The organism is Vibrio sp. STUT-A16 (assembly GCF_026000495.1).
GTDB lineage: Bacteria > Pseudomonadota > Gammaproteobacteria > Enterobacterales > Vibrionaceae > Vibrio > Vibrio diabolicus.
The window spans coordinates 1,483,103-1,502,600 of record NZ_AP026765.1 but is presented as its reverse complement, the minus strand read 5'-3'; the positions used below and the strand labels follow the sequence as shown (position 1 = coordinate 1,502,600).

The following is a 19,498-nucleotide window of genomic DNA, read 5'->3' as shown; positions in this document are numbered from 1 at the left end:
GGTTAACAAATGGATTTAATTACCTATTTCACACGTAAAAAAGCCAGCGATAATCTATCGCTAGCTATCATATTCTGAATATTAATTGTCGTTAGGCGGGTTCTAGTTGTATCAATTGTTGAAAGATTGAGCCACCAATAAACTCACTGTGCCCTGATAACGCACGTTCAATACGAATCACTTCATTCCATTTCACCATTCGTTCACTACGAGTAAACGAGCCCACCTTTAGCTGGCCTGCATTGGTCGCTACGGCCAAATGACTGATAAATGAGTCTTCAGTCTCACCAGAGCGAGCTGATACCACAGGCAACCAACCCGCATTCTGCGTCACTTCGATCGCTTTTAGCGTCTCTGAGACAGTGCCAATCTGATTTGGTTTGATAAGCACACTGTTGGCTAACTTCTCTGTGATTCCTTGTTCAATCCTAGAGATATTTGTGGTAAATAAATCATCTCCGATAATTTGTATTCTATCACCCACCTCACGCGTGAAAGCCTTCCAAGCTGCAAAATCCGTATCGGCAAACGGATCTTCAATTGAAAGCACTGGATAACGTTCACACCAATCCAGCATCAACGCCAAAAACTCTTCAGAAGAGTAACTCTTCCCATCGAGTGGTAAGTGATATCGACCATCAGAGTAAAGGTCGCTAGCGGCGATATCGAGGGAAATAGAGACATCACGTCCTGGCTGATAACCAGCCTGCTTAATCGCTTCAACAACAAACTCAAAAATGGCTTCATGACTATCAAACGTCGGCCAAAAGCCCCCCTCATCCGCAGCACCCGCTAACAACCCTCGCTGTTTGAGCAAACCTTCTGCAGTACGATAGATATTTGAAGTAACCTCAAGGGTCTCATTGTAACTCTTTGCACCATTGACGATGATCAAAAAGTCTTGGATATCTGTCCGCCATTGTGCATGCGCACCGCCACCCACTAACTGTATTTCTGGTAAAGGAAGTAGGTTAGCTGAACAAGTCGGAGCAAGAGTCTTAAACAGGGGCAAGCCTTGAGCTTTGGCATTGGCATCGGCTATAGCCAGTGACACTGCCAGAATGGCATTCGCTCCCAGCCGTGACTTATTTGCTGTGCCATCGACTTCACACATAATTTGGTCAAGCGTGGCTTGTTGACTAACCTCCTTTCCAACAAGTGCTGGGGCAAGTTCAGTCTTGATGTTCGCAATCGCTTGATACACTGACTTTCCCTGAAAACGAGCATTATCACCATCTCTTAGCTCAAGTGCCTCGAACTGCCCTGTTGAAGCGCCAGAGGGGACGAGCCCAACACCGCATATGCCTGAATCAAGCTCTACCACGGCCTCAACTGTTGGAAGGCCTCGCGAGTCAAAAATTTGGTAGGCATCAACGTTTAAAATTTTCATCGCTTATCACTCCTTAAATCTAGCGTTTCGATAAGACGTTCAATGGTTGTAAATTGATGTTTAAGCATAGGTTTTAGTACGGTTCTAACTTCTGATTTTTCTTGCGAAGAGAGATACTCTACTGGGGATTTACCATCCACTCTTGCCAGCATCATCGCCGCTGTCAGTTTTGCAACTTTAGACTCATCAACGGTTGTATAACGCTCAGCTCCTATTGCTTGCTGATAGGCGTTCAAAAAGATTTGAGCAGCATGCACATACCGAACCTGATCAAAATGAAACGCTTTAAGCAACAGATGGTGAAGCATAAAGGCAACATCAAAGGCTGGGTCGCCATACCAGGCCACCTCGCAATCAACGATTTTTATCTCATCTTCTGCCACCAAAATATTCTTAGGGCTAAAATCACCATGTACTAAGCAGTGTTTAGTGGTGCTCACTTGCAAGCACAAAGACTGCAGCTGCGTTTTCAGATCATTATGCTGTTCTACCATCGATTCAAAATACGGTTCTAATCTAAGTTGATAGAAGTTTCTATCCGAATCAAATAGCGCCTCTGCTTGTTTATCATGCCAACTCACAGCATGAATGTAACCTAGTGCTTCGCCGATACTTTGCGCGACACGTTCACGCACTTCCCCCTGCATGAGTTCTTTCTTCCAGTCTTTGAAACGCTCAGGAAAATACTCCATCGTAAACAAGCGCTCGCGTTCAAAAGAGTGGAGTAATTTGGGCACGTATTGAGGGAAACGCTCTCCTACATATTTTAGATAACGCTGCTCATATAAGTTTCGGCTTGTATCAGCAAACCACTCTTTTTCTACTTTAAGCTTTTCCAGTGCACGCTTAACGACTAAGCAGCTGTTATCGTCTTCAACCAAATAGATCTCACAGCTCACCCCACCAGTAAGCGGGGTGGCTGTGGCATGATCTTTTGAGACTACATTGTGCTTTTTCAATATGTCTAAAATCATGCCTTACCTCTATCGAATTGAAGCGACCGACTGATGTCGCAAGTAGCCTTCGAATGTTGCTCGGCTATTTACACCACCGCCACAACCACTCTGGTTACACGCACCATAATGCAAGCCATACTCAAATACATTGTGCGCATTGATCCAACTGTTTCCGGAAACTAAACGAACGGCTATCTCTTTAGCTCTTGGCAAGTCTGTTGTCCAAACGCTATTTGCCAACCCATATGGATTGCGATTTGCTCGTTCAATCACTTCATCTTCATCGGTAAACTTGAGTAAGAATGCGACCGGGCCAAATATCTCCTCTTGCGCCCAAGGATTATCGTCCTTTCCTGCAAGCAATGTCGGCTGAATGAAGTACCCTTTGAGTAACCCACCACCAGTTACCCTGTCACCACCCGTGACAATTTCTGCACCAGCCGACTGCGCTTCAGCGATGCACTGCAGAACTTTACTCATCTGCTTGTGAGTGCACATCGGCCCCATAACAGAGTCCGAATCCAATCCGTTGCCGATTGGGATCGCTTCAAACGCGGTTTTTGCTTTCGATACAAATTCATCATAGACAGATTCATGGATATACCAGCGAGATGCTGTGCAACAAACTTGCCCAGCATTCAAAGTTAACGCACCAGTAAGCCCTTGCACTGCACCATCAATATCGGCATCTTTACACACTACAGCAGCGCCTTTTCCGCCGAGTTCTAACTTAGCTGGAACAAGGTTACGTCCGCACACCTCGCCCACATGTTTGCCCACCTCTGTCGAACCCGTAAACGACATAAGCTTAATCTTAGGATGATTGATTAACGCCTCACCCGCGACACTCCCTTGCCCTGTAACGATATTCACGACACCTTTAGGAAAGCCAGCCTCTTCACATAGCTTGGCAAGATACAAGGTAGAAAGTGGGGTTTCGGACGCTGGCTTAATTACCACGGTATTTCCAGCCGCAAGAGCTGGTGCAATGCCCCATGCACATAGCGTTAAAGGGAAATTCCAAGGGAAAACGAATGCCGCCACGCCATATGGGCGTTTAATGGTTTGGCTGTCTGTAACTTCAAGACCAAGTTCGATTTCATACTCTGTCTCTTGTGCTACCAGAGCAAAATAATCAAAGCACTGTGCAGCAAACGGTACATCAAACCCCAGTGCTGCTGACACTGGTTTACCGACATCAATACACTCAAGGTCCGCGAGCACCTGAGTATCTCGATTGATCAGCTCTGCTAACTTGGTTAGCCTTAAAGCGCGTTCAGCAGGTGATAGCGCAGCCCAAGCTGGAAAGGCACTATCTGCCACCATTACTGCAGCATCGACATCTTGTGCATCGGCTAAACACACTTGTGCTATTTGAGCTCCTGTTGCTGGGTTTTCGACTCCTAGCGTATGCTTGGTCGCTTTCCACTCACCATTGATGAGCATTGGCAGTGGTTTCGTTTCTAAAAACGCTAACGTTGTAGGGTGTAGCGATTGGATTGTCATAACAAACACTCCTTGTGTTATTGGATTAAGCTTGGCGGCATGCCTTAAGTCCTTGAAACGATAGGTCTAACGTTTCTATGTAACTCTCAATGAGCAAGGTCAGCTCAGTTTCAGTTAATGAGATAGCGACCTCTGCGGGTAGCTTCATCAGCGAATTGATACAAAGAAAGGCAGCCGACGAAAAAGCAGGAAGGTGATGCATTGTCGGCTTGCCCAAAACAGTCGGATTTTCTAGGCTCCAGTCATACCCTTTGCATGATCCGCCAATAGAGCACTCCATGCCCAGAGCGTAATTACGGTCACAACCTCCGGTATAATCTGCCCAAGGCTGCGCGCCTCTACCACCCGCATGAATCCAGTAGTTCATAAAAGAAGGTGTAACCTGGTTCGCTATTTGGTTAAAGGGGATAACCGTGATGTAAATCAGCTGCATAAACGGGTTATAGCAAGCTGCCCACATTTGCCGCGTAGACGGAGTCGTGGCAGTAATAAAATCTGAGTGGCCCGAGTAGCCTGTCATTGTTGAGCAGTCCACGCTGTTACCAACCCGACCGGTAGCTTGATTGAGACTAGCAAACCGACTGCCCGGTTTTAACTGTGTGGTGTCGTCAAATTCAGTCCTGTGAGGCGCAACCAAATAATCACTACAGTTATCCAGAATTCGGCATCCGCGCTCAAGAAATGGCGCACCCAATGTAGTATGCCAAGCAAGGTTAATCGGTATACTCTCTGAACTTGAATTTGTCACCTCCAAGACCATGTAGTGGCTATTGTCATTGTTTCTCAAGTAGTCAGTTTTACTATACTCAAGTCCTTTATAGCCCCCTTCTAACGACCACTGAGCAAGGCTGCATTCAAATACTCCGTCATCAATGCATCGAGCAGACGTTAGTTGCCAATCTTGATTCGCCGTATCACCGTGTGTTGGGATGTCCTCATTACCTGCTCCAAATGCCGGCGCACAGCAAAACGTGCCTGCGGCCTGACGCAGGAGCTCTACTGACCAGTAATCCCGTTGTTCTTGTGACTGAGGATCTAATTTTCCAGAGAACGGTGACTTAAAGTGCGGAAGCCAATGTGTGTTCACTCTGCTAGATGACAAACTATTGTCCAACTGAATTGAAAACTCGGGGGTCATTCCGCCAAATTTTTGTACAAACAGGGTCACTTCATCGTTTTTTAACCAAACGCCACCCTGCCCTAAATAACGGCCAATTTCTGCGTACATACTTCATCCTTAACGCTATGACTGATGCGAGAATAAAGGGCTGACAGCGCATCACACTATGTAAGCCGGCCCTAACCTATCTACTGAGCAATACCCAGTGGTGAGAAAATCACATAGAGCGCCACAACACCGATACAGATCACACCAGCAAACTGTTTTGCGTGCTTCCAAGGTGTCAGTTCCACTTCGTCTTTCTCTACCGGCTCATACACCACTTTTTGTGGGAAGAAGTGTCCAATGATGAGCATCAGAATTGACGTTGCTACAAACAAAATGCCGGTTAAGTGCAAGAAGTGAATATCCGGTTGGAAAACAAAGCTGGTCAATGCATAAGCCAGCATAAAGACCACAATACCGATATTAGCAGCCATAGCTGGAACACGCTTAGTGACTAACCCAACCACAATCACGGTAAACATTGGAGCCATGTAGAAACTATTGATGGTTTGGAAATACTGGAAAAATCCTTCGGGTGCATAATATATAAACGGGGCGACAAAGATAGCGAACAGGCCTACAACCGCACCAAACATTTTACCAGTACGCACGAGATCTCTATCATTGGCGTTCTTATTAATTAGAGGTTTATAAACGTTAAGGGTAAACAAGGTTGATGTACTGTGAAGCACACTATTGAATGAGCTCAAAATGGCACCAAATAGGACAGCAGCAAAGAACCCAATCATTGGCGTAGGCAACACTTCACGAACCAGCATCGGATAGGCCACTTCACCATTGGGTAAATCTGGGCCAAACATCGCGTAGGCAATAATACCCGGAATCAACAAGAAGAAGGGACCAAGCAGCTTTAACATACCTGCCCAAAGAACCCCTTTCTGACCTTCGGCCAAGTTCTCTGCGCCCAATGCTCGCTGAATAATAGATTGGTTTGTACCCCAGTAGAAAAGATTAAGGATCAACATTCCGGTAAAAAAGGTCGTGAAAGGAACCGGGTCATCTTTACCACCTATTGCGTTGAGCTTTTCTGGGTGCTCTGTCATCAAGTGTTGGAAACCTGCTATGACGCTACCATCACCCAATGCAGATAGCCCAAACAGAGGTATCAATACCACGCCACCAATCAGCAAGCCGATACCATTGAATGTGTCTGAGTAAGCAATAGCTTTCAAGCCACCAAACACCGCATAGCAAGCACCCACGAGACCGATAGACACCACCATGATCCAGATACCGCCCCAGTAAGAGACATCAAAAATGTCGGATATATCAAAAATACCGCCGAGTGCAACCGAGCCAGTGTAGAGAATTGGGGGTAATAAATTCAGCACGTAACCAAATAAGAATAGAAAGGTACAGAAATACATCGTACTTTTACCAAATCGCCCTTCAATAAATTCGGGAATGGTTGTGACACCACCACTGAGATACTTTGGCAAAAGGTAGAGTGCGACTACAACTAGGGTCAATGCAGCACACACTTCCCACGCCATCGGCGTCATATTTGCGGTATACCCTTGTGCGTTAAGACCAACAAGTTGCTCTGTTGATAGATTCGTTAGCATCAATGACGATGCAATCAAGACGCCTGTTAAGCCCCTTCCAGCTAAGAAATAGGACGTAGCCGACTCTTGCTGACGTTTTTTACTTCGAACTTTATACCACGACCCGAGCGCAACAGCCCCAGTCACTAAAGCAAATGAGATTGGAATAATCATAGTAATTCCTTTGTTTTCACGTTATTGGATTCCACTGCGTTTCTTATGAGCACTAGTGGTTGAAAATCATCTCTTCACTGGTTCTAGTTATATTTAGCGCCACCTTAAGCGGCGCTTCTGTTGTTATTATTTAGTCCACCATCTCAAGATAGTTAGTCACTTCTTTTTCTACTTTCGGCAATATCTTTTTAATCGTAAATGGCGGATACGCATCTAAACCATCAAGTTGTATCTGTTGACCAAGGTTTTGCATATAAGCGGTATGGATTGCCGTCCCTACATTGATTTTGCTGATACCCATGGTGAGAGAACGGCGAATATCTTGTTCTGGAATTCCCGTTCCACCATGTAGAACCAACGGCACATCAACCGCTTTATGGATCTCAAGCAAACGGTCAAAGTTGATCTCTGGCTTACCTTCATAATGACCGTGAGCCGTACCAATCCCGACGGCAATCATATCCACGCCGGTTTGCTCAGCCAGTTGCACAACATCAGAGACCGCAGCTAAGTAGTCATCACCATCCACGCCTCGACCACGAATTTTGCCAATCTCAGCCTCAACAACCACACCCTTAGCATGCGCATAATCAACCACTTGCTTGGTTAGCTTGATGTTATCTTCTAGCGGCATGTGTGAGCCGTCAAACATCACTGAATCAAAACCAACATCGACAGCTTGTAAGCACAAGGTGATGTCATCACAATGATCAAGATGCAGGTAGACTGGCACTGAATAGCGCTTTTTCATACAGGCTACGATGGCATGCAACACATCCAACCCAAGAGCATCCACCACCTTGGTGTACGCCATCAACATGACCGGAACATTTTTGCGCTCCGCCGCTTCACATATAGCCTGTACATCCCAGACATCATTGAAGTTATACCCAACCAAACACTCATCTGTTTTATGGTATTCAGCCAGCAGTTCAGATAACTTCTTCATAATATTCCCTTGTTATATCTACTTGTTCAAAATGAGTAATGGCGCCGCTACTGCCATATTGCTGCACAACGGCTGCACCTGCTCGATTAGCAACTTTTACCGCTTGATAGACGTCATAACCACGAGAGATTGCGGCTAAAAAGCCACTGACGAAACCGTCACCAGCTCCGGTTGTGTCCACGACTTTACTGACGGGCTCACTTTCAACCCAGTAACTCTGACTACCATCGTTCACGTAAGCGCCCTTAGCGCCTGCTTTGATGACGACAACGCTGACACCTTTTTCGATGAAAAAGTCGGCACACTCCTCAATAGTCTCTTTTTCGGCGATCTGCTGCGCTTCATTTAACGTGGGCAGGAAGTACGTCAGTGAAGGCAATAAAGACGCTATTTTTGTCAACCAAAGCCCTTGTGAATCCCAACCGACGTCCAGCGAGGTAATTTTTCCCTGCTGTTTTGCTGTGTAAAAAAGCTCAGTTAATCCACTGTTTTCAAGCCCAGGTAGCAGATAGAAACCACTGGTGTGCAACATGTCTCGCGACATGACTTGAGCTACGTCGATATCATCCATGGACAGTGCATCAACTGCACCACCTTGATATAGAAACACCCGCTCACCATCTTGCTGTACTAGAGCGATCGCGACTGCCGTTGGATGTTTCTTAGATACCGCTAATGTTTGAGTATCGATACCGCGCCCTTGATACACATCACGCAGATGATGACCAAACAAATCATCGCCCAACTTAGAGTGCAAACTCACATCTACTCCCATCGCGGCAAGGTTGAGAGCTACATTTGCAGCATCGCCCCCCGGTTTAATATTGACGTTATCAACCAAGGTCACATCGTGATGAAATTCGAAGGAGTCTAGTGGGCCAACGATCAAGTCAGCCACGGCCATCCCGACACAAGCCACTGTTTTCATTATTGACCTCCAAACCCTGCGCTTTCTCCTGCATTACTCACGGGAATATCTTCGACACCTAACCAGTAGTTGAGTACTTTCAAGTCTTCAGCGAAGTGCCCGCGACCCACAATCCAGTGATGGTCAAGCCCCTTATCTAAAATGGTTCCGACGACTTGTGCTGCACTAACGCCTGCTGGAACAACTTCACCATATGTACCTCGAAACTTCATGTCTGACTCGACAATCTCACCCTCAAATGCCAACACCGTATCAATCGAAGGTGCTTGGTATTTCGCGATAGTGACTGGGCCTGGTTCAACCAAGAACTCAAACAACATGCCCCAAGCGGTCTCTTCATCGTAGTTTTCCAAAATGCCATGTTTACGACATTCAAAGCCCGCCCCTTGTTTGCGTAGACACGTCGCCGCAGAGCCATTGTGCCAAACCCCTAAGCGCTCACCATCAGACGAGAGATAGGAGATGTCAGACAGCATCGGCTGAGATAAGCCATGACGAAGCTCTTTAAACAGCAACATAGTGATCATTGCTCCTGTATCCGCTTCATCCGCGACAATAATGCCTTGGTCATTCATTAATGCCATCGCACCGTCACCAGCAACGTTGAGGTGATCAAATAGTTCAGGCCAGTTTTTGAAGCTCACACCAAGGTAATCCCCTTCTCGAGCGACAACCATAAGAGCCAATGCCAAACGTATTGTGTCTTCTACTTGCTTGTCTGGAACGTTATTCAGCTTGCAGTCTGGGTGACTCAAGATTAAACGCTTCACCTCTTGCACATCATCGTCTTGAAACTCTGACATGCGAGAGGTGATATCGATTAGGTTCACTCGATCAAAGCCCAGTTCAAGCTTTTTCATGATCTCAAGTTCATTCACTTCGCAATCATAAAATCCAGGTACTCGGCTTGCGCCTGCAATCAGAGCTTTACGACCTTTGAGCTGCGATAATGTACGGCTAACTCGTGCAAAACGCTGTACTTCCGCTTCAACGCGCTCATCTTGCGGTGCGCAGAACAGCCACTGATATTTCACATCGAGTGAATTCAAAATTCCTAATACAAAGTTCTGAGAACACAAACGATTGGCTTGAAGGTTGAGCCCATTGCCCATTGGCTCTGGCATCGCCAGACTGAAAATTGGGGTTTTGTGTTTTGACAGCCATGTACCTAATTGTGAAGCGACCTCACCTGTTGTATAAGCTGAATGACACAATACCAAGCCGTCGATGCCACCATGAGCTGCGTCATCAAGAAACTGTTGTAGTTCGGTGTGGTCTTGAAAAGGCTCTTGAGCAGCAATGAAGTCGTACTGCTCTTCTGGCAACATCTGACGAATTGACTCAGCGACCGACAATGTTGTCTCTCGCGCTAAATCCCAATTAAAGTGGATCTCAATTGCTACAGATACAAAGGCAATGCGTGTTTTTTTGCGAGGTTTCTCAGCAGGAATCAGTGAAGCAATAAAATCAGTTGCAACACCCTCTAACGATATTTCAGATTTAATCATCTATCTGTCTCCATTTCGATTATGGTGACTAGCATAGAGGGTTATGGTGAACCAATCTGCGCAGATATTTGCGCATAATGTTCAGAAATTAGCATCACTTAAATTCGTGAAATGGATCACTTACCCTATTGATTTTTAGCCTTTATTCTATACCCACCTTAAGAGCAACAAAACGAGAGAGCCTCAAGTGAAAGCCACTGCAGAAACCATTACACGAAGAGAGCGCTCGTTTACTGCTTACCAATTTGAATCGGCTGAATTTGAGCACCCCTACCACTTTCATCACGAAACAGAATTGGTGTTTATCACCAAAGGACACGGTAAAGTCTTAGTTGGAAACAGTACTGCAAACTTTTGTGAGGGCGATATTTTCTTGATTGGTGCGGATGTACCTCACCGGTTTACCTCATACAGTGCGAATTCTAGACACCCTCTTTGTTCTTACGTTTTGCAGTTTACCCCTGATTGTTTCGGCAGCTTGTTTGTGGATACTCCTGAACTGTCGCGTATCGCTCAAATGATCTCAGATTCGCGTCACGGATTAGTCATACGCTCTGCGCCGACTTACCTATTCGAGAGTATAAAAAGCCTAATAGAAAGTCAGGGCGTCTCCTCTGTTATTCAGTTTCTCTCTTTGCTCTCTGAAATCAGTAAGCTAGGGCAATGTGAATACCTCGCAAACCATACCGATACGCAAATCGAAGTCCAACCCAGCACGAAAATTTCAGCATCAATTGACTGGATGCAGAACAACTACCACCGTGAGTTTGACCTTGAAGCGATTGCAACGCGAACCAGTATGAACAAAAACGCTTTCTGTCGCGCCTTTAAAAACCACACTGGCCAATCACCAATGAGCTACATCACGCAAATCCGCTCCGAAGCCGCGGCAAAACTCTTACTTGAAACAAAATTAGGTATTGCTGATATCGGTTTTCGAGTCGGTTTTTCTACCGTGTCCAGTTTCAACCGAAACTTTAGGCAATATCACGGCACCTCGCCGAGTGCATATCGAAAGATGACCGCTATTTTTGCTGATTAGTCATGATTTAAACTTCAAACTTTTGTGGATTAGCGCAAAGATTTTGCTCATTATTTAAACCACAATAGAGCATAATTGGTTAACCACCAAGTCTTGTATTCATTTCTCGGTTGACCTAATTCTATCTCGCAGGAAGCTAAACATGTCCTTAAAGTCTCAATCTCTTGATGGGAGAATGAATATTGTCGCCCTTACTTGGCCGATATTCATAGAAACACTGCTACGAAGCGCTCTTGGTATCACAGATGTATTCATGCTATCTGGCTATTCGGATTTAGCCGTATCTGCCGTCGGTGTGGTGTCACAAATCGTCTTCTTTCTTATCGTAATTTCCCTTATGGTCAGCAGTGGTACGGGGATTTTGATAGCACAATATAACGGCGCTCAACAGCATGAGAAATCGTCACAAGTTGGCCTTGCGAGTATGATTTTAGGTTTGAGTGTTGGGGTCGCTTTAAGCCTGATGATGTTCTTGGGAGCTGAAACGATAGTGGGTGTTTTCGGTCTAGAACCTGCAGTAGAGCAGATGGGGCTCGACTATTTTATTATCAGTGGCGTCTTTACCTTCAATTTAACGTTTAGTGTGGTATTAACCACCATTTTACGCAGCCATGGCTATTCCCGCTCTCCAATGGTGATCAACTTGATTGCCGGTATTATCAATATAATTGGTAACTATATTGCCCTTTACCAGCCTTTTGGACTTCCGGTCTACGGTATCACCGGTGTCGCTATCGCTACGGTGTTTAGTCAGATCGTAACAACACTGCTTCTAATAGTGATTCTAAAACGTAGTGATATTCACCTCCCATACAAGAATTGGTTGCAAATTCCAAAGTTGATTTATCGTCAAATATTGCGCATTGGCGTGATGAATGGTGGCGAGATCCTCTCTTATAACTTATCGCAGATCGCCTTAGTCTACATCGTTGTGCAACTCGGTACGTCTTCACTTGCGGCTTATACCTATGCACAAAATATAACGCGTGTGACGTTCACGTTTGCCCTAGCGTTAGGTCAAGCGACACAGATTCAAACCAGCTATTTTGTGGGCAAACAATGGCTCGATGATATTTTATCTCGCGTACACAAATACTATTTTGTCGGACTCTCAACCTCTCTGGTAGCAATCAGTATAGTCATACTACTAAAAGAGCCGATTATTCGACTCTTCACCGAAGATCCTGAGATTACCGCTTTGCTGGCTACCTTACTCATGGCTTCACTACTGGTAGAAGCCGGGCGTGTTGGTAATCTCATTTTCATTTCTGCACTGAAAGGCGCTGGTGATATTAACTTTACAGTAAAAATAGCCATACTTATCATGTGGGGGGTGTCTGTATCACTAGGTTACTTGTTAGGGTTGCATTGGGGCATGGGTGTGCTGGGAGTATGGCTTGCCATCGCTGCAGACGAATGGGTTCGTAGCAGTATCATGTTTGTTCGCTGGCGTTCGATGCACTGGAAACGTTTCTCATTAGTATCGAATACTTAAATCACTCGAACATGTGTAATAAGTGAGACGATAAGGCTTGATCAAGTTCACGATAATGCTCCCTCTAAATATGTACTTCATTACGGAGCAAAATCATCATATCTAACATCGCCTATATCGCCACGAGCCCAGACGGTTATATTGCAGATAGAGAGAACAGTATTAATGACATATCAACCCCAGAAGGATCTGAATCCGAAAGGCAGATCTTGTTAGTTTAAATTCAGTCTGCAATCAATACACAACGTTGTCTTATCCCAATCATAATAAATATAAATAAGTGTTCAGACATAACGCTGGGAAAACGCTTGACAACAAGGTATAAAATTGCGTTAGACAGTTATTGCAGTATCAAAAAACGTTAACCACGCTATCTAGAGTTTTAGCAAGCTCAGGTGAACAATTACTAAGATTAGTATTATATTGGGACTAGAAACAAAACGTAGCCGTGTGTATACGGGGAGAGAAAGTCAGATCACCAAATAAAAATACTGACTCTTCATAAGTGCTGTAAGATTAAGGGGATATTTCAGGTTTTGAAATTTCGTTAGCCGCTCAAAAAACGTGGAATGAGCCTCATACTTGATAGAGCTCTGAAGACAGATCATTCGTCCTTTAACAGATGATGGATTTTTCTAGTATATTCATCCACACCAGTGACTTCTCTCTCAGGCAATCAGCGTATTGTTCGACTAAATTGACACGAAAAACCAAATGACGCGCCCCGGCCGGTTAGGCGTTTAGTCGGTTAGGAAAAGAAAACAGCTCGATCTACGAACCGTCTGGTAGCAATTATAAGACTCACGTTTCGCACGGTAGATTTCAGCCTGTCACTTAAGTCTGAACGAGTCACAATACCGCCAATCTGGCATAACCAGTACCGATAATCGCCGTGTGATGGATGCCTAGTAATTTCATGGTTTCAATTTCAAATAATTGTTAGCCTTAATTAAAACACAAAACTCCTCAGAAGAAGGGTTTCAGATTGATGACGAACCCCACTTTTTTAAGGTGGGGTTCTTTTTTATGAGCGACCGTAGGTCTCGATCGCAATATTTTTTTGGATAAACTCTAGAGCACTAGTATTCTTAAATTGGCATATATAAGCGAAGATTTGTTCTATTTCACCTCGATTTAGGCTGAGTTTACGTAAATAACTCACTACCAATGCTATCTTCTTGATGTTTGACCCGCCGCTGCCAACCAACACGGCATCTGCACCTTGGCCAACCCTAGAAGCGAGTTTATCGATGACCGTGACGTTGTTTGCATCCGCGAAGCCTCTCTATCGTTTCGCTTCTGCGCTTTCCATAAGCAGAGAGCCGCATCTGATTGGATCTATCAATGGCCTCCGTATAGATATACCTTATGGTGACCTTCTTCATGTTTTTACTTTGAGTAATAGTCATCTCGCATTGAGCAGAACACACATTCTTTAGGGTCCGAGTGATACTCTCGATAAGCGTCACGTGACGTCGTATTGTAGATAAGTTCCTGATATTCGTCGATAGCCGAACATACCAAATATCTCTGAGCACTCAGGGATTCAGCAACAGAGGCCATGAAATAACCGACATCAAGGTTAACGACAAAAGTATTTCTTTCCCTCTTTTACTCGGCCTAGGGCAACTTCTTCATCTCACGTAAATTTGCACTCGCTCGGAGCGCCGTTTGTTTATTGGTGTGCTTGTTTTTGTTCGCGTTCGCTTTGAGGTGAGTGCTGTCGGTAAAGAGCTCCTCTCCAGCGACTTAGCGTTTCGTCATCGCTTGTAGAACGATGTTAATAAATATACGATCGAAAACATCCGTACCATTGAATCGACGGATACAGTTTTGACTGAGTGTCGAGGCATGGATGACCTTTTCAGTGAGGGGAATGCGAAGGAACCAACGATATACCACATTCACTTCGATTTCTTTGAAAAAGCTGACGCTCGCTTTTTCCACCGAAGATGTACCCCTGTAGGATGTTTTGAATAAGCAGACAGGGTCTACAGGTGGTCAACCATTGTCTTTGCATTAGAGGTGGGCGACTTCATCACGAATCAATTCAAAATCGATAGCAGAGTCAATTTTACTAACAAGATGGTCTTTGGGAACAAGTTGTTCCGTCGTCACCATTTCAAGTTCATTCTGCTGTGGAGAAGGTTCTTGAAGCATGTCGAGGTATCTAGTTTTCTATACCTCTATTAGATCAAAGGTCTAGCTTGAAAGCTAGACCTTTGGCAACAGCCTAAAGCCCCCACAAGAGGGGGTTTAGATTGTTGTTGCCTACACTTCGTACTGCGCAATCTTATCCCAATCAAACTCTACCCCAATACCCGGCTCATCAGAGGCAACTGCGCGGAAGTTTTCCACCACCAATGGACGCTTGGTGTATTCATCAATAGGGAAGCTATGCACCTCAAGCCAACCTGTATCAAATGCAGAGACTAGACTCACATGTAGCTCTTGCATACCGTGAGTGCATACAGGAATGTTATGTTCTGTAACTAAATTAGCTGCGTTGAGCCACCCGGTAATACCACCACAGTTTGAAGCATCTGGTTGGCAGTAACCCAATTTCGCTTGGTCCATCGCATAACCAAACTCATGAATCGTGTGAAGGTTCTCACCCATAGCTAGCGGAATCGATGTATTATCGGCGATTTCTGCGAATCCTTTGTAGTCATCCGGCAATGTTGGCTCTTCAAACCATGTGATATCGTATTGCTCTACCGCTTTTGACAGTTTGATCGCCTGTTCTACTGTCAACGAATAGTTGGCATCGATCATAAAGGTGATATCTGGCCCAATCAGCTCGCGAACCGCCTTAATGCGGTCAATATCTTCTTGCATATTCTCGCGACCAATCTTGATCTTAACGGCATTAAAGCCACTTTCTAAATAACCACGAATATTGTTAAGCAATTTCTCAAGTGGGAACTGAAGGTCAATGCCACCACAGTACGCTTTACAGGTATTGTTTTTTCCACCAGCCATTTTCCATAACGGCAAGCCTTCTCGTTTACCTTTTAGATCCCAAAGCGCAATGTCTACCGCAGACATCGCAAATGTAGAGATACCGCCACGACCGACATAGTGAATATGCCACTCCATAAAGTCATAGATCTCTTCAATTTGCGTCGCGTCTTTACCAATCAGAGCAGGATGAATGTCATGCTCAAGCATCGCTTTAATCGAATAACCGCCTTTACCGCCTGTATACGTATACCCTGTACCTTGAGAGCCGTCTTCCAGTGTGACTGTCGTGGTAATCAATTCAAAGTGGTCATGATCACCGTGTTTAGCGTCAGACAAAATTTCTTTTAACGGGATCTTAAACAATCTTGTTTTAATGTCTTTAATTGTTGTTTTCATTTTAAATACCTACTCTATACTGCCGCGACAATTTCTCTGACCAAACGGCCAATTTCATCCCAAGCTGCGTCATTGACTAATGATTTATCGACCATCCAAGTCCCCCCACACGCCAGTACAGCTGGGAGTGCAAGGTAGTCATGAATGTTGTTTTGATTGATACCGCCAGTTGGCATCACCTTGATTTGCTGATAAGGGCCAAGCAGAGACTTAAGCATCGCTAGACCACCCGATGCCTCTGCTGGGAAGAATTTCACTGTATCAACACCAAGCTCCAAAGCCTGCTCAACCAACGATGGGCTATTAACGCCTGGGACAATGGTTATTTTATGTTTTTGACACGCTTTTACTGTGCTCGGGTTCAAACCAGGAGAAACAATGAAGTCTGCCCCAGCTTGTTTAGCTTCAATAACTTGAGCTTCGTTCAATACCGTGCCCGCACCGATTAAAATATCTGGATATGCATCGCGTAGTAGGCGTATCGCTTCTGCCGCAGCGTCTGAGCGAAAAGTAATTTCTGCTACTGGTAAACCATTTTCAACCAGAGCCTTTCCTAATGGTAAAATATCTTGCGCGTTATCTATCGCAATAACTGGCACAACTTTCAGTTCTGCTAGGCGTTGATTAAGATCCATTTCTTTGTTTCCTATTTTGATTCGTTAATTCTCGCGAGCACTTGCTCGAATGTCGGTAGAGGAGCAACGGCACCATAACCTGTGATCGTGATAGAAGCGGTAGCATTCGCATAGGCAAGGCACAGCTCTAATGACTCTCCATTGACATAGTGCGTACAGAAAGAGCCCGCAAAGGAATCGCCCGCAGCGGTTGCATCAACAGGTGTCACTTTGTGTGGACGAATGGAATGACGAATATGCTCATTAGCCACTGTTGCACCGTCACCACCCTGTTTAAGTACGACAACTTTCGCGCCTGCTTTTAGGTAGAAATCGATGATATCGTCAACATGTTCAAGGCCTGTCACCAAGCGTGCTTCGTCAATACTTGGGAAGCAGACATCGACTAGTGACGCGGTTTCATTAATGATGGCGCGAGCGCGTTGCAGTGACCATAGCTTTAAGCGCAAGTTGGTGTCATAGGACACTTGAGTGCCGTGCGCTTTCGCTGTTTCAATTGCTGCAAACACTGAGTCACAACTTGAATCACTAATCGCCTGAGTAATAGCGGTGATATGAAGAAGCTTAGCGTTGGCAATCGCCTCTAATGGCAAGTCTTGCGGAGTCATTAAACTGGCCGCAGAGTTCTTACGCAAGAAAGAAAAATGGTGTCCGTCATCGTCGTGCGTAATAAAATAAACGCCCGTTGCTTTGTTTGGTAGTGTGCACACCGCTGAACTGCTAACACCCTGCTGTTCCCACAGCTCAACAAAACGCTTACCGAATTCATCGTCGCCAAGTTGTGTCAACATTCCAACTGATGCGCCTTGTCTTGCTGCTGCGATAGCAAAGTTCGAAGCGTCGCCACCAAAACCACTCAAGAAATCGGGTTGGCCTGAACCTGCTTGACCAACTTGACTAAACTCAAACATTGGCTCACCAAAGCTAAGAATATCGCTATAGCTAGACTCCGTATCTTGTTTTATTTCCACACTCATTGTCATTCAACCTTAATCTTAATATTGAAACCAAATATATTTGCTGAAATACGCTCCAGCAAAGGAATATAAACGATATTAAGTTAGAGATGCCACATGGTCAACCAATCACAATTTTGATTTACCAACTAAGATCACAGTTCTTGTTTTAACCCTTATAAGGGCCAAAAATAAGGTCCAATGACATTATGAAACCACTCAGAAACATCACATATAACGTTCGTCAAATCACAAAAACAGTTACAGCTCCATAATGGTTGACCAATGAAAATAATTTGGTATGCTATTTGTGACTTTTATCACTGAAATAACAACTTCCCCACAGTATAAATAACGCATTGGTTAATCAATTAACTCCAAAGGTTGAACATGAACGGTTTAGATATTGAGAAAGCGAGATACACGACGAAAACTACGTATGCTCGTGAAGAACTAGAAACAAACATTGTGCATATTGGTTTCGGTGCTTTTCACCGCGGACATCAAGCTGTTTATAACGACCTAACAAATGACATCACAGGCTCACGTTGGGGTATCTGTGAAATTAACATGTTTGGACCTTCTGCACTGATCGACGATTTAAAAGCGCAAAATGGTCTATTTACTGTGGTTGAAAAGTCTGCTACTGAAACAGAAACGCGTTTAGTACGCACAGTTACAGAACAAATCCATACACCGGATACAGGTATCAATGCAGCAATCAACAAACTGATTGAGCCCCAAGTTAAGATCGTTTCTTTGACTATTACTGAGAAGGGCTACTGTGTAGACCCACAATCACGTGTTCTTGATACCGCAAATCCTTTGATTGCTCATGATCTTGAGAATCCAACACAACCACAATCTGCGATTGGCCTAATCACTGAGGCACTCAAGCAACGTAAAGCGCTAGGTCTACCTGCATTTAGTGTTATGTCCTGTGACAACATTCCTGAAAATGGGCATCTCACTCGTAACGCAGTACTGGACTTCGCAAAACTTTGTAATCCAGAACTTTGTGCATGGATTGAAGAGAATGCATCGTTCCCAAGCACAATGGTCGACCGCATTGTCCCCGCTATGACTCCTGACCAATTTGATGTAATTGAACAAGAAACAGGGTATCGCGACCCTTGCGGCGTAGTGTGTGAAGACTTTCGTCAATGGGTTGTTGAAGACAACTTTGTCGCAGGTCGACCTGGCTGGACAGCAGCAGGAGCAATGTTGGTAGAAGACGTGCTTCCGTATGAGGAGATGAAGCTTCGCATGCTCAATGGTAGCCACTCATTCCTTGCATATAACGGCACGTTAGCGGGCTATGAATACATCTATCAATGTATGAAAGACGAAAAGTTGCGCCAAGTGACTCTGTCTCTAATGAGAGAAGAGCAAGCCAAATCACTTAACCCTAGCCTAAGTGTCGACCTAGAACAGTATGCCGAACTGCTTATAGCACGATTTAGTAACCAGAACATCAAGCATAAGACCGGACAGATCGCGATGGACGGTTCGCAAAAACTTCCACAACGAGCGGTTGATCCTTTCCTAACGTTGTACGATCGCGGAATCGCAACACGCTGCTTGCCTGTTCTCATCGCCGGATGGATGCACTACGTCATCAACACGATTAAGTCAGGTGAACCTCTAGCTGACCCATTGGCAGAAGAGTTCACCGACATTGTCTATCGAGCTAATGACAAACTACAAATCGCTGAAACGCTGCTGAAAGTACAAAAAGTTTTCGGTAATAACGCAGAGCAACATAAGTTGTTCAAACAACAAATTCTAAGCGCTTTCGAATTCATCGAAAAGAACGGCATCAAAGCGATGTTCGCTGAGCTTACTCACTAATTCAAAAAATTAAGGTAT

14 protein-coding genes and 1 pseudogene are annotated in these 19,498 nt (G+C 44.8%); 3 read left to right on the top strand and 12 right to left on the bottom strand.

Going from position 1 to position 19,498, the window contains the following annotated elements:
* Window positions 1-91: 91 nt before the first annotated feature.
* The 8 genes from eno to OO778_RS07065 form a co-directional block, all read right to left on the bottom strand.
* Window positions 92-1,390 carry a phosphopyruvate hydratase gene (eno, locus tag OO778_RS07100; RefSeq protein ID WP_014232217.1) on the bottom strand — a complete coding sequence of 433 codons (1,299 nt, stop codon included), beginning with the start codon at window positions 1,388-1,390 and terminating at the stop codon, window positions 92-94.
* Window positions 1,387-2,364, bottom strand: coding sequence for a phosphotransferase (locus OO778_RS07095; RefSeq protein ID WP_014232218.1), 978 nt, complete (start codon window positions 2,362-2,364; stop codon window positions 1,387-1,389). The genes eno and OO778_RS07095 overlap by 4 nt, the downstream gene beginning before the upstream one ends.
* Before the next feature lie 9 nt (window positions 2,365-2,373).
* A complete protein-coding gene (locus OO778_RS07090) occupies window positions 2,374-3,852 on the bottom strand; it encodes an aldehyde dehydrogenase family protein (RefSeq protein ID WP_264911167.1) in 1,479 nt (492 codons plus the stop codon).
* A 25-nt stretch (window positions 3,853-3,877) separates the two neighbouring features.
* A complete protein-coding gene (locus OO778_RS07085) occupies window positions 3,878-5,080 on the bottom strand; it encodes a hypothetical protein (RefSeq protein WP_130201258.1) in 1,203 nt (400 codons plus the stop codon).
* An 80-nt stretch (window positions 5,081-5,160) separates the two neighbouring features.
* Window positions 5,161-6,756, bottom strand: coding sequence for a solute:sodium symporter family transporter (locus tag OO778_RS07080; protein ID WP_264911166.1), 1,596 nt, complete (start codon window positions 6,754-6,756; stop codon window positions 5,161-5,163).
* 130 nt (window positions 6,757-6,886) lie between these two features.
* Window positions 6,887-7,705, bottom strand: coding sequence for a class II fructose-bisphosphate aldolase (locus tag OO778_RS07075; protein WP_130196497.1), 819 nt, complete (start codon window positions 7,703-7,705; stop codon window positions 6,887-6,889).
* Complete coding sequence (locus OO778_RS07070; protein ID WP_130196498.1) at window positions 7,689-8,633, bottom strand: carbohydrate kinase family protein; 945 nt, start codon at window positions 8,631-8,633, stop codon at window positions 7,689-7,691. The genes OO778_RS07075 and OO778_RS07070 overlap by 17 nt, the downstream gene beginning before the upstream one ends.
* The gene (locus OO778_RS07065) at window positions 8,633-10,141 is read right to left on the bottom strand and encodes a hypothetical protein (RefSeq protein ID WP_130201257.1); all 1,509 of its coding nucleotides are present in this window, start codon (window positions 10,139-10,141) and stop codon (window positions 8,633-8,635) included. The genes OO778_RS07070 and OO778_RS07065 overlap by 1 nt, the downstream gene beginning before the upstream one ends.
* Window positions 10,142-10,328: 187 nt before the next feature.
* Here OO778_RS07065 and OO778_RS07060 point away from each other — a divergent pair, with 187 nt between their 5' ends.
* Window positions 10,329-11,183, top strand: coding sequence for an AraC family transcriptional regulator (locus OO778_RS07060; RefSeq protein ID WP_264911164.1), 855 nt, complete (start codon window positions 10,329-10,331; stop codon window positions 11,181-11,183).
* 142 nt (window positions 11,184-11,325) lie between these two features.
* Window positions 11,326-12,678 (top strand): MATE family efflux transporter, encoded by a 1,353-nt coding sequence (locus OO778_RS07055; protein WP_264911162.1) that lies wholly within the window; start codon window positions 11,326-11,328, stop codon window positions 12,676-12,678.
* 1,024 nt (window positions 12,679-13,702) lie between these two features.
* Here OO778_RS07055 and OO778_RS25060 read toward each other — a convergent pair.
* The 4 genes and pseudogenes from OO778_RS25060 to OO778_RS07035 form a co-directional block, all read right to left on the bottom strand.
* A pseudogene (locus OO778_RS25060) lies at window positions 13,703-14,838 on the bottom strand (transposase).
* A gap of 111 nt (window positions 14,839-14,949) precedes the next feature.
* The gene (locus tag OO778_RS07045; protein ID WP_264911160.1) at window positions 14,950-16,038 is read right to left on the bottom strand and encodes a 3,6-anhydro-alpha-L-galactonate cycloisomerase; all 1,089 of its coding nucleotides are present in this window, start codon (window positions 16,036-16,038) and stop codon (window positions 14,950-14,952) included.
* A 14-nt stretch (window positions 16,039-16,052) separates the two neighbouring features.
* Window positions 16,053-16,673 (bottom strand): bifunctional 4-hydroxy-2-oxoglutarate aldolase/2-dehydro-3-deoxy-phosphogluconate aldolase, encoded by a 621-nt coding sequence (locus OO778_RS07040; RefSeq protein ID WP_130196503.1) that lies wholly within the window; start codon window positions 16,671-16,673, stop codon window positions 16,053-16,055.
* An 11-nt stretch (window positions 16,674-16,684) separates the two neighbouring features.
* Complete coding sequence (locus tag OO778_RS07035) at window positions 16,685-17,650, bottom strand: sugar kinase (RefSeq protein WP_130196504.1); 966 nt, start codon at window positions 17,648-17,650, stop codon at window positions 16,685-16,687.
* A 369-nt stretch (window positions 17,651-18,019) separates the two neighbouring features.
* Here OO778_RS07035 and OO778_RS07030 point away from each other — a divergent pair, with 369 nt between their 5' ends.
* Window positions 18,020-19,480 (top strand): mannitol dehydrogenase family protein, encoded by a 1,461-nt coding sequence (locus OO778_RS07030; RefSeq protein ID WP_264911157.1) that lies wholly within the window; start codon window positions 18,020-18,022, stop codon window positions 19,478-19,480.
* Window positions 19,481-19,498 lie beyond the last annotated feature (18 nt).